General features: G+C 33.1%; 16 protein-coding genes and 1 pseudogene. 14 read left to right on the top strand and 3 right to left on the bottom strand.

Annotation, left to right across the window (positions count from 1 at the left end):
• Window positions 1–80: 80 nt before the first annotated feature.
• Together IRZ80_RS19690 and IRZ80_RS19695 are read right to left on the bottom strand one after the other, a co-directional pair.
• Window positions 81–1,121: a FecR family protein gene (locus IRZ80_RS19690; protein WP_194643881.1), complete on the bottom strand. Its 1,041-nt coding sequence runs from the start codon at window positions 1,119–1,121 to the stop codon at window positions 81–83.
• Window positions 1,122–1,322: 201 nt separating this feature from the next.
• Window positions 1,323–1,910 (bottom strand): RNA polymerase sigma factor, encoded by a 588-nt coding sequence (locus tag IRZ80_RS19695; protein ID WP_194643883.1) that lies wholly within the window; start codon window positions 1,908–1,910, stop codon window positions 1,323–1,325.
• A 338-nt stretch (window positions 1,911–2,248) separates the two neighbouring features.
• Here IRZ80_RS19695 and IRZ80_RS19700 point away from each other — a divergent pair, with 338 nt between their 5' ends.
• The 14 genes and pseudogenes from IRZ80_RS19700 (at window position 2,249) to IRZ80_RS19765 (ending at window position 18,055) form a co-directional block, all read left to right on the top strand.
• The gene (locus tag IRZ80_RS19700) at window positions 2,249–3,718 is read left to right on the top strand and encodes a M28 family metallopeptidase (RefSeq protein WP_194643885.1); all 1,470 of its coding nucleotides are present in this window, start codon (window positions 2,249–2,251) and stop codon (window positions 3,716–3,718) included.
• 696 nt (window positions 3,719–4,414) lie between these two features.
• Window positions 4,415–4,675 (top strand): IS3 family transposase, encoded by a 261-nt coding sequence (locus IRZ80_RS19705; RefSeq protein WP_194643887.1) that lies wholly within the window; start codon window positions 4,415–4,417, stop codon window positions 4,673–4,675.
• 238 nt (window positions 4,676–4,913) lie between these two features.
• Complete coding sequence (locus IRZ80_RS19710; RefSeq protein ID WP_194643889.1) at window positions 4,914–5,909, top strand: SDR family NAD(P)-dependent oxidoreductase; 996 nt, start codon at window positions 4,914–4,916, stop codon at window positions 5,907–5,909.
• Between the two features lie 161 nt (window positions 5,910–6,070).
• Complete coding sequence (locus IRZ80_RS19715) at window positions 6,071–6,889, top strand: helix-turn-helix domain-containing protein (protein WP_194643891.1); 819 nt, start codon at window positions 6,071–6,073, stop codon at window positions 6,887–6,889.
• 2 nt (window positions 6,890–6,891) lie between these two features.
• Window positions 6,892–7,098, top strand: a pseudogene (locus tag IRZ80_RS19720) (hypothetical protein); the annotation flags it as partial.
• Window positions 7,099–7,153: 55 nt separating this feature from the next.
• Entirely contained in the window at window positions 7,154–8,494 is a 1,341-nt protein-coding gene (locus IRZ80_RS19725; RefSeq protein WP_194643893.1) for a sigma-54-dependent transcriptional regulator, read from the top strand.
• A 164-nt stretch (window positions 8,495–8,658) separates the two neighbouring features.
• The gene (locus IRZ80_RS19730; protein WP_194643895.1) at window positions 8,659–8,940 is read left to right on the top strand and encodes a hypothetical protein; all 282 of its coding nucleotides are present in this window, start codon (window positions 8,659–8,661) and stop codon (window positions 8,938–8,940) included.
• Window positions 8,941–9,052: 112 nt separating this feature from the next.
• On the top strand, window positions 9,053–9,130 hold the full coding sequence (gene kdpF, locus IRZ80_RS19735) for a K(+)-transporting ATPase subunit F (RefSeq protein ID WP_194643909.1): 78 nt from the start codon (window positions 9,053–9,055) through the stop codon (window positions 9,128–9,130).
• Window positions 9,131–9,151: 21 nt separating this feature from the next.
• Entirely contained in the window at window positions 9,152–10,873 is a 1,722-nt protein-coding gene (gene kdpA / locus IRZ80_RS19740) for a potassium-transporting ATPase subunit KdpA (RefSeq protein ID WP_194643897.1), read from the top strand.
• A 9-nt stretch (window positions 10,874–10,882) separates the two neighbouring features.
• Window positions 10,883–12,931 carry a potassium-transporting ATPase subunit KdpB gene (gene kdpB / locus IRZ80_RS19745; protein ID WP_194643899.1) on the top strand — a complete coding sequence of 683 codons (2,049 nt, stop codon included), beginning with the start codon at window positions 10,883–10,885 and terminating at the stop codon, window positions 12,929–12,931.
• A gap of 151 nt (window positions 12,932–13,082) precedes the next feature.
• Window positions 13,083–13,637, top strand: coding sequence for a K(+)-transporting ATPase subunit C (locus IRZ80_RS19750; protein ID WP_194643901.1), 555 nt, complete (start codon window positions 13,083–13,085; stop codon window positions 13,635–13,637).
• A 348-nt stretch (window positions 13,638–13,985) separates the two neighbouring features.
• A complete protein-coding gene (locus tag IRZ80_RS19755) occupies window positions 13,986–15,062 on the top strand; it encodes a porin (protein WP_194643903.1) in 1,077 nt (358 codons plus the stop codon).
• A gap of 66 nt (window positions 15,063–15,128) precedes the next feature.
• Window positions 15,129–16,250: a universal stress protein gene (locus IRZ80_RS19760; protein ID WP_194643905.1), complete on the top strand. Its 1,122-nt coding sequence runs from the start codon at window positions 15,129–15,131 to the stop codon at window positions 16,248–16,250.
• A gap of 86 nt (window positions 16,251–16,336) precedes the next feature.
• On the top strand, window positions 16,337–18,055 hold the full coding sequence (locus tag IRZ80_RS19765; protein ID WP_194643907.1) for an ATP-binding protein: 1,719 nt from the start codon (window positions 16,337–16,339) through the stop codon (window positions 18,053–18,055).
• 661 nt (window positions 18,056–18,716) lie between these two features.
• Here the strand turns inward: IRZ80_RS19765 and IRZ80_RS21080 are convergent.
• A partial coding sequence (locus IRZ80_RS21080) for a hypothetical protein (RefSeq protein ID WP_228520967.1) occupies window positions 18,717–18,909 on the bottom strand: 193 nt, incomplete at its 5' end.

The raw sequence follows: 18,909 nt of genomic DNA on the forward strand, positions 1-18,909 counted from the left end.
TTCTGTTTTTTAAAGGTTAATATTTAATTTTAAAAGCGTTCTAAGTAGGAGGTTAGTCAGCTTTTTTTCTCTTCTGTTTTTTATTCGCAGCCTTTTCCTTCCATAATAATGGAACCATTTTTATTGTAATGATATTCTGTTTCTATAACACTGCAGATTACTTTTAAAACATGATCTAAATTTTCTTCGTTCAAGAAACTCGCTGTAATTCGGCAGTTCTTAATTTTTTCATTCTGAATTAAAATCGAAACTTTATATTTTTGAGAAATTAAAGAAATCGCTTCGGTCATGTTTATATCATCCAGAATCAGGTAATTACTTTTCCATTCAGTTACAGCTGCAGCATTAATATTATTCTGCTCAAAATTAAAAGTCCTTTTGTTAACTTTAATCTGCTGATTAGGAGTAATCACACCATATATTTTTTTTGTATCTCCTACCTGCACTTTACCACGGGTTACTGTAACTTCAATATTATCAGAAGAATTTTTTGCATTAATATTAAAAGCAGTTCCTAAAACCTTAGTTTGAATTTTGCCTGTATGTACAATAAAAGGTTTCTCTTCGTTGTGTTTAATATCAAAAAAAGCTTCTCCAGTCAGCGTAACTTCACGAGTTTTGCTATTAAAAGAATTCTGATCGTATTTTAAACTACTGTTGTCATTCAGCAAAACTGTACTGCCATCAGGAAGATGAACCAATTGTTTACCCCTAAAATCAATTAACGTATTTTCTACGATTGCAGCAGGTTTGATTTCAGGAGCAGAAATTGAAGTTTTTTGTTTGAAAAAAAATGAATTTCCCACAGCGATAAGTAAAACGATACTGGCAGCGGCAAATAGAGATCGTAATATTGTTCTTCTTCTTCTGCCCGGATTCAATTTCACAACTTTAGATTCGCTTTCCGGTTTAGATAAGATATAGTTAAGAATATCATCTCCTTGCATTTTATCCATTACTTCTGTAACATAATCTCTTTTCAGCATATCATGAATTTTTTCTTTCAGAAAATCATCATGCGTGCCCCGCTGAATTATTTCCATCATTTGCAGTTGCTCTGCATCAGATAGGTTATTCTGCAGATAGCCTTCAAATAACTCTTCGAAATTTTTTTGCTGCATTTGTTTCGTTAATTAAATTAGTACTTGTTCGTAAATGATAGTTTTTTTTTTTTTTTAAGTCCTTCCAATTTTAGAGGGGCAGGCATGTTTTTAATGCCCCTTTTATATAAAGACCATTAAAAAAGAGGGGGGGAGTAGTGAGAAGTAAAAAAAAATGCAAAAAACAACCAATAGGGCTTTTTTGAAAGAAAAAACTTTAGACTATATTTTGAAAAATAAAGGGATTGTCATGAATATATTCATGTAAGGAGAAATTTTAAGACGTACAAATTTCAGAGCCTGAGCCATGTGTTTTTTTACCGTCTCTGTTGAGATTCCCAAATGTTCACCAATTTTTTGATGACTTAATCCGTCCCATTTAGCCATTTTATAGACTTTTTGCTGCTGTGGAGGAAGCTGTTCTACAATCTGATTTAAGATCGTATTGTATTGTTCGTCTTTAATATTATTATCAGTATCGATAAAACTATTTTCGTTTGGATTGATTTCAGCAATCATATTTGCTTCTCTGGCAATTTTTTTAATCGAATTAAATAAATGATTGCGAGAAATTATATAGATATAATTTTCGAAATTGTTTATTTCGGTTAAATTTTTGCGGTTCTGCCAGATTTTCAAGAAGATATCCTGAACAGCTTCTTCCGATTGTACTTTTGATTTTGTGATTCTAAAAGCAGTCGAGTACACAATATTTTTGTATTGATTGTAAATATTTGTAAAAGCAAGTTCACTTCCTTGAGATAATTCAAGAAGAATTTTATTCTCGTCAATATTTGAATTTTGAGCCATTTTTTAATTAAAATCAATGCAGCAATATTATTTATTTTTTTTCAAACGAAGATTATTTATCTAGAATACCTCTTTAGAAATATTAATTTAATAGTTTATCAATAAAATATTAAATTATTGTAAAAATTAAGCACTTTATTTTGTGTAACATTTAATGACGGGTTGTAATGGTATTTATAATAGTGTAGGTTAAGTCTTGTTTTTGTTGAGAATTGAGCAGAATATAATAAAAAAAGCATTTTTTTATTGAAGAATATTTATAAAAAGTATAGATTTGTTTCTTTTTCAAGTCCTTCTTTTTTTAAGAAAATTATCCTAATTTTTAATTTGATTTAATTATGAAAAAGAAGTTATTTATATTATTTAGTTTCTATTGCATTGCAGTTTTTTCGCAGGCAGTAAAAAAACCTTTAGTTTCGGCAATTTCTGTACAAGATCTTAAAACAGATATGTACGAAATGGCTGGAGATCACTTCAATGGACGTGAAGCAGGTACCTTGGACGAATTAAAAGTGTCTGTGTGGCTTGCAGAAAAAGCAAAACAATCTGGAATGTCGCCTGCAGGAGACGATGGAACTTTTTTTCAGTTTTTCGATTTGTACAGACATCAGGTTACCAATTACACCAAGTTTAGAATTGGGCAAAAAGAATTTAAGTTATGGAGCGAAGTCTTGATTGCCGAAACAACAGCCAGCAAAGTTGAGGCTCCATTACTTTATTTAGGAAAAATTTCTGCAGAAGAAATTAGAAAAGTTGATGTAAAAGGAAAAGCGGTCGTTTTAATAGCTTCGAAAGATGGAATTTCGGATGATATTTCACTTTTCGAACGACGTTATCCAGGATTTGTTAAACAGAAATATTATGAAGATTTAGCGTATAGAGGAGCAGCCGCTTTAATTATTATTGCAGATGAATTGGGTGAAAAATCGTGGACGCAGGTTGAACCGCAAATGAAACGCGGCATTTACGGAATCGAAGGCTACCGCGATAAAATACCGGTACCTTCCAGAATGCCTGCTTTTTGGGTTCATAATGATCAGATTGAATTTTTTAAAAATACAAACGACCATTTATCAGCCGAAGTAATTTCAGAAACATATAAGTATCCTTCTGTAAATGTTGTTGGAAAAGTAGAAGGTAAAGATACTGTATTAAAAAAGGAATTTGTTCTTTTCAGTGGACACCAAGATCATGACGGTGTGCGGCAAAAATACGGTCAAGACTCCATTTACAATGGAGCAGATGATAATGCAAGTACCTGTGTTGCTATGCTGGCTATTGCGCGGGCATTCAAAAAGCAGCCAGCCAAAAGATCTGCTTTATTTGTATTTCACGGTTCCGAAGAGCGCGGATTATTAGGTTCAAGCTGGTATGCATCACATCCTACAGTTCCTGAAAAAGATATTATTGCCGTATTGAATGGTGATATGATTGGAAGAAATGATATCAATCAGGCAGCACTTTTAGGTTCAACGGATCCTCATCAAAATTCTCCTGATTTGGTAAATGCTGCAAAAAAAGCAAATGATGAAGGACCTAAATTTGAACTCGATAAACTTTGGGACAGACCGGAACATCCTGAGTTTTTTTACTTTAGATCCGATCATATTCCTTATGCTCAAAAAGGAATACCAGCAGTTTTTTTTACCAGTGTACTTCATAGTCAATACCATACACCAATGGACGAATCTGAAAATATAGATTTTGCAAAACTGCATAAAATGACTGATTGGATTTACCGAACAGGATGGATTTTATCTAATAATCCCGAAAGGCCTAAATTTTTGTCAGCTAAAAAATCAAGATAGTTGATTTTACCGAAATTTTAGTATCGAAATGTACCATAAAGAGGGGAGAGGATAAAGCCTGATATGTAAAGGCTAGGGCTGAATACTGACTTATTTATTTACCAAGGCATTCGCTTTTGAAAAATAAGAGCCTGTTTAAATTTTATTTTTGAGATTTATTATTAGATGATTTTTGAGTGAAGTTAGGCAGATTTTTATAAAATAGCAGAGCTATTGTATAAAAATTTAACGAAGTTGTAGCCAAAAATAGTCATAAGAGAGCCAATAAATAAAACTTAAACAGGCTCTAAATAGTGATTTGTCATTTTGCAAAACAGTTAAATTAGCCAAGGATTCCACGGATAAAACAGACTAGAATGGATTTTTTAATAAATCCGTTAAATCCGTGTTGTCTGTGTGCTGTTTTTTTATACTTTGGGTATATTGAATTTAAAAATTTTTAAAAGCGAATATTCCATTTATTGGTCAGCGTTTGAGAGTTTTGTTGATTTTAAAACAAAACGAAAAAACAGGAATTTCTAAACGTGAGGCTGCTAAATTAGCTATGGTCGATCCAAACAGCGTTCATAAATGGAGAACATTATTATGGATTTGTACGATAAAAAAAATATATGTTGGAGTTTAAGCGATGGAATGAGTACAGATGACCCGAGCGATAGCGAACAGGCGAAGTAAACCACACTTGAAGCTTGGAAATTGGCTGTTAAAAATCGAAATATTGAGCAAGATTTAATTTTCCATTCTGACAGAGGTGTCCAATATGCCAGCAAAAAGTTTGTAAATGTTCTTGAATCCTATAAAAAAATAACCCGAAGTATGAGCCGAAAAGGAAATTGTTGGGATAATGCGGTAGCGGAGAGCTTCTTTAAATCCTTAAAAACTGAATTGATTTATGGAAACAAACTCATTTCTAAAGAACAAATGAAACTAGAAGTCTTTGAATATATTGAGATTTAGTACAACAGAAAAAGAAGACATTCAGCTTTGAGTTATGCAACTATTGAAGAATTTAACAATCAAATTAATTATAAAAATGTAACTTAATTTAATGTACAGTTTTTGTTAGCATATCCAGATATTTTATAAATAGTAAATTCATACTCGACATTTTAAACAAAGTAAAATGACATTTTAAACAAAGTCGAAAGAGTAATGCCTATCTAATTTTGCACTATAACTTTTAAATAGTAACAAAATGATACAGAACAATTATCAAGGAGCATTACAAAATTCAATTAATTCAGGATTTAACTCAAAATCAACAGCAAAAGATGTAATCAATGGAATTGACCTTACAGGCAAAATTGCGATCGTAACAGGTGGGCATACCGGAATCGGTTTAGAAACGACCAAAACACTTGCATCAACTGGAGCAATTGTTATTGTACCAGCAAGAGATACTCAAAAGGCAAAGAAAAATCTGCAAGGTATAGCAAATGTAGAATTAGAATCAATGGATTTAATGGATGCTGAATCAATTGATGCTTTTGCTGAAAAGTTCCTTACATCAGGAAGACCACTTCATTTGCTTATTAACAATGCGGGTATTATGTGGGTACCATTGCGTAGAGATATTCGTGGATACGAATCACAATTAGTAACTAATTATCTTGGGCAGTTTCAGTTAACTGCAAAATTATGGTCTGCTCTAAAAAATGCCAATGGAGCAAGAGTGGTAAATGTATCTTCTCTAGGACACCAAATGGCACCATTTAACTTTGATGATCCTAACTTTCTTAATCGTGAATACGAAACCTTGCAGGCTTATGGGCAATCAAAAACTGCAAGTAACTTATTTTCAATTGAATTAGACAATCGTGGAAAAGAGTTTAATGTAAGAACCTATTCCTTGCATCCAGGCTCTATTGGAGGAACAGAACTAGCTAGAGAAGCATCAATAGAAATGTTTCAAAAAATGGGTTTCTTGGATGCGGATGGTAACATTCTACCTGAAATTGCAGCAAATCTAAAAACAATTCCTCAAGGTGCAGCCACTACTGTTTGGTGTGCTACAAGTCCAAAACTTGAAAATATTGGTGGTGTTTATTGTGAAGATGCTGACATTGCTCAATTAGTCAATAATGAAAGTATTGGGATATCAGGAGTAGAACTTTATTCGTTAGATAAATTGAATGCTAAAAAACTATGGAATTTGAGCGAAGAAATGACGGGTGTAGTGTTTCAAATTTAAAATCGATCACCATAAATGATAGAACAGCTGATTCTAATAAAAATTTAGAGTTAGTTGTTCTTTTAAATAATAACAGTTTGACATTTTAAACAATATTCGGCATTTTTTATCTTTGTCTCATAAGGTCTTTCTCAAAAAGACGAATTTAATCAATCGTAGTTATGGAATATCAGGCAAAATATATAACATCAAACATTAAGCTATCCAGTTATGACGATAAACTCTTCAAATCTGACTTGATGTTTGATGACCACATGCTGATTTGGTTTATTTCTGGTGAAACGAAAATAATACAGGCAGACACCACATACTTTTTCAAAACAGGCGATATTTTTTTGATTCCCAGAAATCAAATGGCTACAATAATTAATTATCCTAAAAACGGACAACCTCATAAAACAGTTGTTATGCACTTATCTACAGAACGATTAAAGAAGTTCTATGAAAAAATTGATGTTCGTAACAAAAGTATTCCTGAACAAAAAATATACAGTTTTGATAATCATCCTTTATTAGAAAGCTGTATGTCATCTTTGATCCCTTATTTTGAATTAGAAGGAGAATTTCCAGAAAACATAGCATCATTAAAAATTACAGAAGCCATTAGCATCTTGAGAGAAATTGACAAAAATATTGATACTGTATTAGCAAACTTTGATGAACCTGGTAAAGTCGACCTAATAAATTTTATGGAACGTAATTTTATGTTCAATATGTCAATGGAAAAATTTGGATATATGACTGGTCGAAGTTTATCCACATTCAATAGAGATTTTAAAAAGCATTTTAATACAACACCTCAAAAATGGTTGACTAAAAAAAGACTTGAGTTGGCTTACTATCAATTAACTGATAAAAAGAAAAAACCAACTGAAGTTTATCTGGAAGTTGGTTTTGAAGATTTATCTCATTTTTCATTTGCATTTAAAAATCAATATGGCAGGCCTCCAACACAACTGTATACTAATAATAACTTGTAAAATTTCACATAGCCCGACATACTTTTGGAACGACTGTAACACTTACAAATGGCGTTCCTATCGAAAGTGTGAGCAAAATGTCGGGGCATAAAAAACAGCATTATACTAAAGTTTTGGATAAGAAAGTAAGTGAAGATATGCAGATTCTGAAGGATAAATTTCTTTCAATGTATTATCTGTCAAATGAACCCAAAACAATGAGCAATTAATATCTTTATTAAAAAATTAATATCTAATTTTACTCAAATTAAATTCTTTATTCTTTTGAAAAATGTATTAATAATTGATGATGAAGACAAGTTACGGGGTTTACTATCAAGAATTGTAACATCAGAAGGATTTAATGTAGTTGAAGCTGCTGATTTAAAATCAGGTTTCAAGAAGTTAGAGCAGAATGATATTGATGTAGTGCTTTGCGATGTACTGCTTCCTGATGGTAATGGTGTAGATTTTCTTCAAAAAATCAAAGCTGGTTTTCCGCTTACAGAAGTGATTTTACTGACTGCTTATGGCAAAATTTCCGATGGAGTTCAGGCAATGAAAAATGGTGCTTTCGATTATATTGTAAAAGGTGACGATAACGATAAAATTATTCCTCTTTTATACCGGGCAATAGAAAAAGTTCAGCTTCAAAAAAAAGTAAAACAGTTAGAAAAAAGAATTTCGGATAAATATTCTTTTGATCTCATTATTGGCAAATCCAAAGGGATTGTGCAAGTTATTGATTTGGCTAAAAAAGTAGCAAAAACAAATTCAACTATACTTTTGACTGGCGAGACTGGAACAGGAAAAGAAGTTTTTGCACAAGCTATTCACGAAAACAGCCACTCTGCTGGAAAATCATTCGTAGCATTAAATTGCAGTACTTTTAGCAAAGAAATTTTAGAAAGTGAACTCTTCGGACACAAACAAGGAGCTTTTACTGGAGCTTTAAAAGACAAAAAAGGTTTTATTGAAGAAGCAAATGGCGGTACTCTTTTTTTGGACGAAATAGGTGAGATGCCGTTAGAATTACAAGCAAAACTGCTGCGGGTTTTGGAGACGAACGAATACATCCAAATTGGAGATACAATGCCTAAAAAATCCAATTTTCGACTAATAGCAGCTACTAATCGGGATTTAAAATTAGAAAGTGAAGAACATCGTTTTCGATCTGATTTGTATTATAGATTGAATATTTTCGAAATAAATATTCCGCCTTTAAGAGAACGAACAAAGGACATTCCATTATTAACTTATTTTTTCGTTGACAAATTCTCTAATTCGATCAATAAAAAAGCGTTAAAAATTGATGATGATTTTCTTCATAAATTAGAAACCTATCACTGGCCAGGCAATATTCGGGAGCTTAAAAATGTAATTGAAAGAGCGGTTATTTTAAGTAATTCGGATGTTTTAACTTCGGATGCACTGCCTTATGAAATACAACATCAATCAGATAAATCGAATAAAACACTTTCGGCATTTTCAATGCAAAGTATCGAAAAACTGCACATTCAAAAAGTTTTGAATTACACCAAAGGAAATAAAGCTGAAACCGCACGTTTACTTGAAATAGGCGTTGCAACACTCTACCGAAAATTAGACGAATACAATATTCAATAATATAATCTTACCATTTTGAGAAAAGCCTATCATTTTGATAGGCTTTTTTTATGCCTTTTTTTGGTACAAACACAACAATGCCATAAGAAACAACGGTTTACGATTTTTTATTTTTTATGGAACACATTTTGGCATAAGCGATGAAGAACATAAAAATCATTCTTATGAAAAATCAAGTTAATACGATTTACAAACAGGCAGAACGCTTTGCCGAAATCACAAAAAAGGCAATCATTACTGGGAATATTAATCGGGCAAAAAAATGTTTAGCTGTTGCTGAACAATTATTCAAAACAGGCAGCAATGATACCAAGATTGCCATTACTAATGTATATCTCTTATCAATAGCCACTTTTATGGAAATGAAACATTGCAGAATTTCCAATCTGTTTCCAAAATCATTACAGGATGAGTATATCAGACAAATCCATATTGCAAAAATGTAAATCTAACCTCAATTTTCATACTATGTTAATCACTATCCTTTTACTCGCATTAGCAGTTTTGCTCTTTGCAATTTGTTTTAAATCTGTCGATTTTTTTGAAAAAATATAAATTATGACCACACTATTTATTATCGCACTTATCGTTTTTGGCTATTTGGTTTATGTTTTAATCAAACCCGAAAAATTTTAACTAACTCTATAAAATTAGATTATGAACACAGAATTATTTGGCGTCATCAGTATTTTTATCATTTCTATAATTTTGGCTGTTCCAATAGGAAAATATATTGCCAAAGTTTATTTGGGAGATAAAACACTTTTTGACCCCATTTTCAATCCAATTGAAAAATTAATTTTTAAAATCAGTGGTATCAATTCCACCGAAGAAATGAACTGGAAGCAACACCTGAAAGCACTTTTGAGTGTCAATATGGCTTGGTTCTTTCTTTGCTTTTTTGTCTTGTTGTTTCAAGGTTCAATGCCTTTAAATCCGGATAATAATCCGTCAATGTCACCCGATTTAGCTTTTAACACAGCCATTTCATTTGTAGTTAACTGCAATTTACAGCATTATTCTGGCGAAAGTGGACTTTCCTATTTAGGTCAGTTGATGTTGATGTTCCTGCAATTCGTTTCGGCCGCTACAGGGATGGCTGCGGCAGCAATGGTTTTTATAGCGATGCGAGAAAGAACCACCGATAAATTAGGTAATTTTTACAATTTTTTCGTAAAAAGCTGTACTCGTATTTTATTGCCTCTTTCTGCTATTGTAGCAGTCGCATTATTGTTTAGCGGAACTCCAATGACGTTTGAGGGGAAAGATAAAATTGTCACTTTGCAGGGCGATACTGTCGAAGTTTCCCGTGGTCCAGCGGCGGCATTTATTGGAATTAAACATATTGGTACAAATGGAGGTGGTTTTTTTGGAGTCAATTCAGCTCATCCATTAGAAAATCCTACTTATTTGACCAATGCAATTGAATTGGCGGCACAATTAATTATTCCTTTTGCAATGATTTTTGCTTTAGGCTTTTATCTAAAGAAAAGAAAATTTGCCTACATTATTTTCGGAGTAATGACCCTAGGTTTTTTACTATTGGTCATTCCAACTGTTATAACCGAATTGAATGGAAATCCAGCTATCGAAAAAATGGGAATTGCTCAGACAACTGGTGCTATGGAAGGTAAGGAAGTTCGTTTTGGTCCAGCTATTTCGGGATTTTGGAGTATTGCTACAACAGTGATTTCTACAGGTTCGGTAAACAGTATGCATGATAGTTCAATGCCTATGTCAGGAGCGATGCAATTATTGGCTATGATGGTCAATGCATTTTACGGTGGCTGCGGTGTCGGATGGCTGAACTTTTACATTTTTATCATTTTGGCGGTATTCATCTCGGGTTTAATGGTAGGTCGAACACCTGAATTTTTAGGAAAGAAAATAGAAGCTCGTGAAGTCAAGATTGCCGCTTTTATTGCTATTCTTCATCCCTTATTGATATTATCTGGAACTGCTTTGGCTTCTTATTTTGCTGCTAATGATACAGCGATGGGCTATTGGTTCAGCGGCAATGCAACTGGCTGGCTGAATAATCCTGGCAGTCACGGATTCTCTGAAATGTTATATGAATACACATCAAGTGCGGCCAACAACGGATCTGGTTTTGAAGGCTTGGGTGACAACAATCCGTTTTGGAATATTACAACTGGAATTGTGCTGCTTTTGAGCCGATTCATACCAATCATTGGACCCATTGCAATTGCAGGCATATTAGCCAATAAAAAATATATTCCAGAAAGTGCAGGAACTTTAAAAACAGATACAACTATTTTCGGAATTATGGTTTTTGCTGTAATTGCAATAATAGCTGCACTATCTTTCTTTCCTGCTCTGGCTTTAGGTCCATTAGCAGAATATTTTTCATTAAAATAATTAATCAAGATGACTAAAAATAAATCCAATTCATTATTTGAAAGTAAGCAGGTAAAAGAAGCTTTAGTGCAATCTTTTGTAAAGCTTAATCCTAAAGTAATGTTCAAAAATCCAGTAATGTTTACCGTTGAAATCGGAACTGCTATTATGTTTGTTATGTGCATTGCTATTTTATTTGGCGCACAGGATCAAGGCAGTTTTACGTATAATTTTATTGTATTCTTAATCTTATTAGCTACTCTTTTGTTTGCTAATTTTGCAGAAGCCATTGCAGAAGCAAGAGGAAAAGCACAAGCTGATAGTTTAAGAAAAACCCGTGAAGAAACACCAGCAAAAAAAGTTTTAGAATTAGGCAAAATCTATTCTGATGAAACTGTAATGGTTTCTTCCTCTCAATTGAAAAAAGATGATATGTTTTTCTGTGAAGCAGGTGATGTTATTCCCACAGACGGAGAAATTATTGAAGGGATAGCAACTATTGACGAAAGCGCCATTACGGGAGAGAGCGCACCCGTTATTCGTGAAGCAGGAGGCGATAAAAGTTCTGTAACTGGCGGAACTAAAGTTTTAACCGATAGAATAACTGTTAGAGTTACTACAGAGCCCGGTGAATCATTTTTAGATAAAATGATAGCTTTGGTCGAAGGTGCTTCTCGTCAAAAAACACCAAATGAAATTGCATTGACCATTTTATTAGCAGCCTTCACCTTAATCTTTGTGATTGTATGTGTTACGCTAAAACCTTTTGCTGATTATGCTAATGCACCAATCACAATTGCTGCTTTTATTTCACTTTTTGTTTGTTTGATTCCAACAACTATCGGAGGTTTATTATCTGCTATCGGAATTGCGGGAATGGACAGGGCTTTGCGTGCCAATGTTATTACAAAATCGGGAAAAGCGGTTGAAACTGCAGGAGATATTGACGTTTTATTATTAGATAAAACAGGAACCATAACCATTGGAAACAGAAAAGCAACTAATTTTTACCCAGCGAAAGGCATTTCTCAAGAAGATTTTATCCAGTCCTGTGTATTAAGTTCTTTAGCTGATAATACTCCTGAAGGGAAAAGTATTATCGAATTAGCTGGCAAAGAAACAGCAAAAAAATCATCAATTGAAGGTGCAGTTTTAATCAAATTTACGGCCGAAACCAGAACCAGTGGTGTAATTTTAAAAGATGGAACCAACATTAGAAAAGGAGCTCAGGATGCTGCCAAAAATATTGTACAGCAAGCTGGAAATCCATTTCCGGAAGATATTGAAAAAAAAGTAATTGATATTTCTTCTAATGGAGGAACTCCATTGGTTGTAATTAAAAACAATCAAGTACAAGGCGTTATAGAACTTCAGGATATTATAAAAACTGGAATGAAAGAACGTTTTGAACGATTAAGAAAAATGGGGGTTAAAACAGTTATGGTAACGGGAGACAATCCTTTGACTGCGAAATTCATTGCAGAAAAAGCTGGTGTAGATGATTTTATTGCCGAAGCTAAACCTGAAGATAAAATGAACTACATCAAAAACGAGCAGCAAAATGGTAAACTCGTGGCAATGATGGGTGACGGTACTAATGATGCACCAGCTCTTGCTCAAGCCAATGTTGGTGTAGCAATGAACAGTGGAACACAAGCAGCAAAAGAAGCTGGAAATATGGTCGATTTGGATAATGATCCAACCAAATTAATTGAAATTATTGAAATTGGAAAACAGCTGTTAATGACTCGCGGAACACTCACCACTTTTTCTATTGCGAATGACGTTGCCAAGTATTTTGCCATTGTTCCAGCACTTTTCATAGCTGCAATTCCAGCTTTACAGGGTTTGAATATTATGAATTTACACAGCCCTGAAAGCGCTATTTTATCAGCGGTAATTTTCAATGCGATTATTATTCCAATATTGATTCCGTTGGCTTTAAGAGGAGTTGATTATAAGCCAATCGGGGCAAGTGCTATTTTGAAAAGAAATCTTTTGATATATGGACTTGGCGGTTTGATTATTCCGTTTATCGGAATCAAATTAATCGATTTGGTTGTGGCTGTATTTGTCTAATCCTCACCCCAGCTCTCTCCAGAGGAGAGGGAGACGGAACGGAATTGCATATCTAATTATAAAATAATGATTAACAACTGATCCTTCTGCAAAAACTCCCCTCTCTTTTGGAGAGGGGTTGGGGGTGAGGAAACAATAAAAAACAAAAAAAATGAAAAATATATTTTCAATATTAAAATTGACCTTGGTACTGGTTGTTTTGTTTGCCGTTATTTATCCTTTGGCAATATATGGAATTGCCAAATTTGCTCCAAATCAAGGTAAAGGCGAAACTATTTCGGTTAACGGAAAAGTGGTTGGTTATCAAAAAATTGGACAAAAATTTGATAAATCGAATTATTTCTGGGGAAGACCTTCGGCAGTTGATTACAATGCTGCAGGAAGTGCCGGAAGTAATAAAGGTCCAAGTAATGCTGATTATTTGGCTTTGGTTCAAAAAAGAATTGATACCTTTTTATTGGTACATCCTTATTTGAAAAAATCAGAGATCCCATCGGATATGGTTACTGCTTCAGGAAGTGGACTGGATCCAAATATTTCTCCGCAAGGTGCATTGATTCAGGTAAAACGTATTGCCAAGGAAAGAAAATTATCAGAAGATAAAGTAAAAGCTTTGGTCGAAAGTAAAATTAATACACCAACAGTTATGGGAACAGCAACTGTAAATGTATTGGAATTGAATGTGGCTTTGGATGAGTTACACTGAGAAAGGTGCTGTGGTTCTAAGTTGTTCCTAATAGGCTTTATATCCTAATAGGTTTTCAAAACCTGTTAGGTATTTATAAGCTTTCTTTTGACCATAAAGAAACCCACAAGTTTTTTCATATTTCTTTCGTTGGGATGACAAAACTGTGTGAAAATCTAATTAAAACCTGTTAGGATACTAATCATCTTTTTACCTTGAAAGTCCTAGCCCCGATAGTAGTGGAAATCCTTTTTCTGGCTTTTTTAGCCAGGAAAAGATTGAAACGGATAGCGGGATTAGCTCCTAAAAAAAATCTACAAAAAAAATTAATTAAGAGGACGAAATTACTTTGTTTCTCGCAATCAAAATATGAAAAAAATAATACTTACAGCTTTAATAGCTTTTGGTTTTAGTAATTTACATGCACAAGGAAAATCTAAAAGCCCGTTTACATTTTCAGGTTATGTTGATGTTTATTACAGTTATGATTTTGGGAAACCTGATGATCATACACGCCCGGGATTTTTTTACAGTTATAATAAAAGCAATGAAGCTAACCTTAATCTGGGAATGGCAAAAGTGAATTATGCTGCAGCAAATATTCGTGGAAATTTTGCGCTGATGGCTGGAACGTATACCGAATACAATATGTCGGCGGAACAGGATTTATTGAAAAATGTTTATGAAGCAAATGTTGGTGTAAAAATAGCTAATAAGCACAATCTTTGGATTGATGCTGGAATTATGCCTTCGCACATTGGTTTTGAAAGTGCCATTGGTAAAGATTGTCAGACTTTAACGAGAAGTATTCTGGCAGAGAATTCTCCGTATTATGAAGCAGGTGTAAAAATTGGTTATACTTCTGAATCTGGAAAATGGTATTTGGCGGGAATGTATCTGAACGGTTGGCAGAGAATTCAGAAAGTTGAAGGAAACCAAACTCCGGCTTTTGGAACGCAGCTTACATACAAACCGTCAGATAAGGTAATCTTGAATTGGAGCACTTATGCTGGAAATGAGCAGCCTGATGCTGACAAAAAATGGCGTTATTTTAATAATTTTTACGGACAGTTTAAGCTGTCTGATAAAACAAATGTAACAGCAGGTTTTGATGTTGGTTCACAGCAATCGGATAAAGGAAGTGACAAATACGATGTTTGGTTTTCTCCTGTTTTGATTCTTCAATATAAACCAGCTGATAAAATTCAGCTGACAGCACGTGGAGAGTACTACAGTGATGAAAAAGGTGTAATTATCGCAACAGAAACGCCAAACGGATTTAAAACATATGGTTTTTCAGCTAACTTTGATTACATAGTTTCTGATAACGTTATGTTTAGAATAGAAGCTAGAAATCTGTCAAGTAAAGATGATATTTTTACAAAAGATAATCTCCCAACAGATACGAATACTTTTGTAACGATATCATTAGCGATTAGTCTTTAATTTAGTGAAATGTTTTTTGTAAAATGTGAGATATCATTTTACAAAAAACTTCTTATCTTATAAAAAATGGAAAAAGAACATAACGCACAGCACTTTCTGGATTTAATTCAAAAATCAAGAAAAGGGAAGTTTAAAATCTACATTGGCATGAGTGCCGGCGTGGGCAAATCTTTTCGTATGCTTCAGGAAGCGCATTCGTTATTGCGAAACGGAATCGATATAAAAATAGGCTATATTGAAACTCATAATCGTAAGGAAACACACGAATTATTGGAGGGGTTGCCAATTATTCCCCGAAGAACCATTTTTTATAAAGGAAAACAGCTGGAAGAAATGGATGTCCAAGCCATTATCAATCTTCGTCCGGAAGTAGTAATTGTTGATGAATTAGCACATAGCAATATTGAGGGCAGTAAAAACGAAAAACGCTGGCAAGATGTTTTAGAGATTTTGGAAGCTGGAATTAATGTAATTTCGGCAGTAAATATTCAGCATATTGAAAGTTTAAATCAGGATATAAAACAAATTACAAATGTTGAAGTCAAAGAACGTATTCCTGATAATGTTTTGAGACTGGCAGATGAAGTGGTGAATATCGATTTAACTTCCGATGAATTAATCAATCGGTTAAAAGAAGGTAAAATCTACACAGAAGATAAAATCCAAATGGCTTTAAATAATTTTTTTAAGCCAAATCAGATTCTTCAATTGCGTGAATTGGCACTGAAAGAAGTAGCCAGTCAAGTAGTCAGAAAAGTGGAGAATGAGGTGCCAAAAAACATAGCATTGAGACAAGAAAAACTCTTGGCTTGCATTAGCAGCAATGATAAAACAGCCAAAATTGTCATTCGAAAAGCGGCTCGTTTAGCGAGTTATTATAATAGTGATTGGTCTGTTTTGTATGTTCAAACACCTAAAGAAAGCAGCGAAAAAATTGCACTTGATAAACAAAGACATTTGATAAATAATTTCAAATTAGCAGCTGAACTCGGTGCAGAAGTGATTAAAGTGGAAAACAAAAAAATTACTGATGCCATTTTAAAAATAGTCGAACAGAAACAAATCACGACTGTTTGTATAGGAAAACCACATTTGAGTTTACTTAAAGTAATTTTGTCAACATCAATTTTTAAACGACTATTGAATAATCTTTCATCATCGAATGTTGACCTTGTAATACTATCATAAAATGAAATCGCTATGATTCCAAAAACTCAAAAAAAATGAAGAATTGCGATTAGATATGATCAATAAAAAACAATAAATATCTATTTATGAAAATTAAAACTAAATTAAATTTAGGAGTTGGATTATTATTTTTATTAATATTTATCCTGACACTAGTTAGTGCCTATTATATTTTTTTAATAAAAAATGACACTGGAAATATTTTGAAAGCTAATTATAATACATTAGAATACTCTCGGAATATGCTGCTTTCATTAGATGAAATAGCGTTTAATGAAAATAAAGCTATTGCAGTTTTTGAAATCAATCTCAAAAAACAAGAAGCAAACATTACAGAAGTAAACGAAGACATACTCACAAAAAAATTAGAATCTAATTTTAATTTGTTAAAGCAGAATAAAAGCGCCGAAAAAATAAAAGCTCAAATCCGGCAAAATATTTTCGAGATTATGAGGCTCAATATGAATGCTATAAAAATTAAAAGCGATATTGCAAAACATACTGCCGAAACTGCTAATTTGTGGATTGCCGTTGTGGGTACATTATGCTTTCTGATTGCTTTTAATTTATTAATCAATCTGCCTAATAATATTGCCAATCCCATCAAGGAATTAACAGCAAGTATTAAGGAAATTGCTAATAAAAACTATTCTGAAAGAGTTAATTTCTGGCACCATAATGAATTTGGAGATTTAGCCAAATCGTTCAATACAATGGCTGAAAAACTACAAGAGTATCACAACAGCAACTTGTATAAATTGTCATTTGAAAAGAAACGTTTGGAAACATTAATCAATAATATGCATGATCCTATCATTGGTTTAGATAATCAGGGTGTAATTTTATTTATCAATGATCAAGCGTTGAAAATCATAGGTATGAAACAAGAAGATGTTCTTGGAAAATTAGCAGCAAATCTGGCTTTAACAAATGATTTAATGAAGTCTTTAATCATTAGTGAATCGGATAATTCAAAGGCACATCCAATGAAGATTTTTGCTGATGCCAAAGAAAGTTATTTTGAAAAAGAAATGGTGAATATTACCATCAAACCAACGGGAGAAGACGAGTCTATATCCATTGGCAATGTTATTATTTTAAGAAATATCACTGTTTTTAAAGAATTGGATTTTGCTAAAACAAATTTCATAGCTACAGTTTCCCACGAATTGAAAACTCCTATTTCATCCATAAAAATGAGTTTACAATTATTAGAAAACAAAACCACTGGAATCCTTAATGAAGAGCAGAAACATTTGATTGAGAGTATTAAAGACGATAGTCAGCGGCTCTTAAAAATTACAGGAGAATTATTAGAATTGTCACAGCTCGAAACAGGAAATATCCAGTTGAATATTGAAAAAAGCAATCCTTACGAAATAGTTCATTATGCCACCGAAGCGGTCAAAGTAAAAGCAGAACAAAAACAAATTGAAATTAGTATAGATGCAGAAACCGATTTACCCAATGTAAAAGCAGATGCCGAAAAAACGAGCTGGGTTTTAATTAATTTTTTGACCAATGCTATTACCTACTCTCCAGAGAATAGCAAAATAGTAGTTAAATTGAAACAAATCGACAAACAAATTATTTTTCAGGTTATTGATTCTGGAAAAGGAATTGACAGCCGTTACAAAACCAAGGTTTTCGATAAATATTTTCAGATTCCTGGAAGTAATAAATCTGGAACTGGATTAGGGTTAGCTATCAGTAAAGAATTTATTGAAGCACAAAATGGAACTATTAATGTAGAAAGTGAACTCGGATTGGGCAGCACTTTCAGCATAAGCTTAAATATTGTCTGATAATATTTAAGCTTATCATCCGCAATGTAATAATGAAGATAAACTGCTACTGGAGTTGATACCTTTTTTGCCACAAAAACTTAAGGTAGTCTGTATTTAATCCAGAAAAAACTCATAAGGTGAACGGTTAATTTGTTTGGAAAAAAAATTAATACTCATTAACTTTATGAATATAAAAAAGGCAAGATCAACATATTGTAATTTAAGATATCAGCGGTAAAGATGAGTATTTCATTGTGTGAATATCCTGTTCAGAAGTGGTAAAAAGCAACAATATAGACATAGCAGTTTAGGGTTGTTGGGATAAGAACGATAACTGCTATTTCGCTGTTTCGTTCACTATCATTATATGGTTTGGTTCATAAGCTCCAATTATAAGTGATGTCAATACCAAAGAAATAATCCCAAAAATTAATGAGGGTACTTTCACATAATCAATGTATTTAATCGACAATAATCTGTATTTAAACAGATATGTGTTATTTGGTAATAAAAAAAATGTCAAGTAGAAAATAGAGTAGGACAAATAGCTTCTGAAGAGGGTTTTTACTATCCAAAAAAAATGCTGACGAAGGAAACATCTCCGCAAGTAACTCTACAATCCTAGTAAAATCAGAAATTTCACTTCACTTAATGATATCTGGAAGAGGTCTTAAAAAGTTTATGAAAAAGTCGGGAGACTTTTATTGCCTTTACGTTTTTTAAAAATGTTTAAAAAAAGCACAGAAAGTCGGTTGACTTTGCGGAGCTGGGAACTCTTCGGAGAGCGGGTGTTTGCTTCGTTCCTGGCAATGACTTTGATTTCGTATTTACTACCTCTGTTAGTCTCTCCGTGTAGTTTGTCATGCTGACGA

It is taken from the genome of Flavobacterium sp. HJJ (assembly GCF_015351475.1).
Taxonomy (GTDB): domain Bacteria; phylum Bacteroidota; class Bacteroidia; order Flavobacteriales; family Flavobacteriaceae; genus Flavobacterium; species Flavobacterium marginilacus.

Bases quoted from the DNA above. Each gene is read 5' to 3' on its own strand.
- kdpF (WP_194643909.1), top strand. From the start codon at position 9,053: ATGACCACACTATTTATTATCGCACTTATCGTTTTTGGCTATTTGGTT.
- IRZ80_RS19730 (WP_194643895.1), top strand. From the start codon at position 8,659: ATGAAAAATCAAGTTAATACGATTTACAAACAGGCAGAACGCTTTGCC.
- IRZ80_RS19715 (WP_194643891.1), top strand. From the start codon at position 6,071: ATGGAATATCAGGCAAAATATATAACATCAAACATTAAGCTATCCAGT.
- IRZ80_RS19750 (WP_194643901.1), top strand. From the start codon at position 13,083: ATGAAAAATATATTTTCAATATTAAAATTGACCTTGGTACTGGTTGTT.
- IRZ80_RS19755 (WP_194643903.1), top strand. From the start codon at position 13,986: ATGAAAAAAATAATACTTACAGCTTTAATAGCTTTTGGTTTTAGTAAT.
- IRZ80_RS19690 (WP_194643881.1), bottom strand. From the start codon at position 1,121: ATGCAGCAAAAAAATTTCGAAGAGTTATTTGAAGGCTATCTGCAGAAT.
- kdpA (WP_194643897.1), top strand. From the start codon at position 9,152: ATGAACACAGAATTATTTGGCGTCATCAGTATTTTTATCATTTCTATA.
- IRZ80_RS19700 (WP_194643885.1), top strand. From the start codon at position 2,249: ATGAAAAAGAAGTTATTTATATTATTTAGTTTCTATTGCATTGCAGTT.
- IRZ80_RS19710 (WP_194643889.1), top strand. From the start codon at position 4,914: ATGATACAGAACAATTATCAAGGAGCATTACAAAATTCAATTAATTCA.
- IRZ80_RS19760 (WP_194643905.1), top strand. From the start codon at position 15,129: ATGGAAAAAGAACATAACGCACAGCACTTTCTGGATTTAATTCAAAAA.
- kdpB (WP_194643899.1), top strand. From the start codon at position 10,883: ATGACTAAAAATAAATCCAATTCATTATTTGAAAGTAAGCAGGTAAAA.
- IRZ80_RS19765 (WP_194643907.1), top strand. From the start codon at position 16,337: ATGAAAATTAAAACTAAATTAAATTTAGGAGTTGGATTATTATTTTTA.
- IRZ80_RS19695 (WP_194643883.1), bottom strand. From the start codon at position 1,910: ATGGCTCAAAATTCAAATATTGACGAGAATAAAATTCTTCTTGAATTA.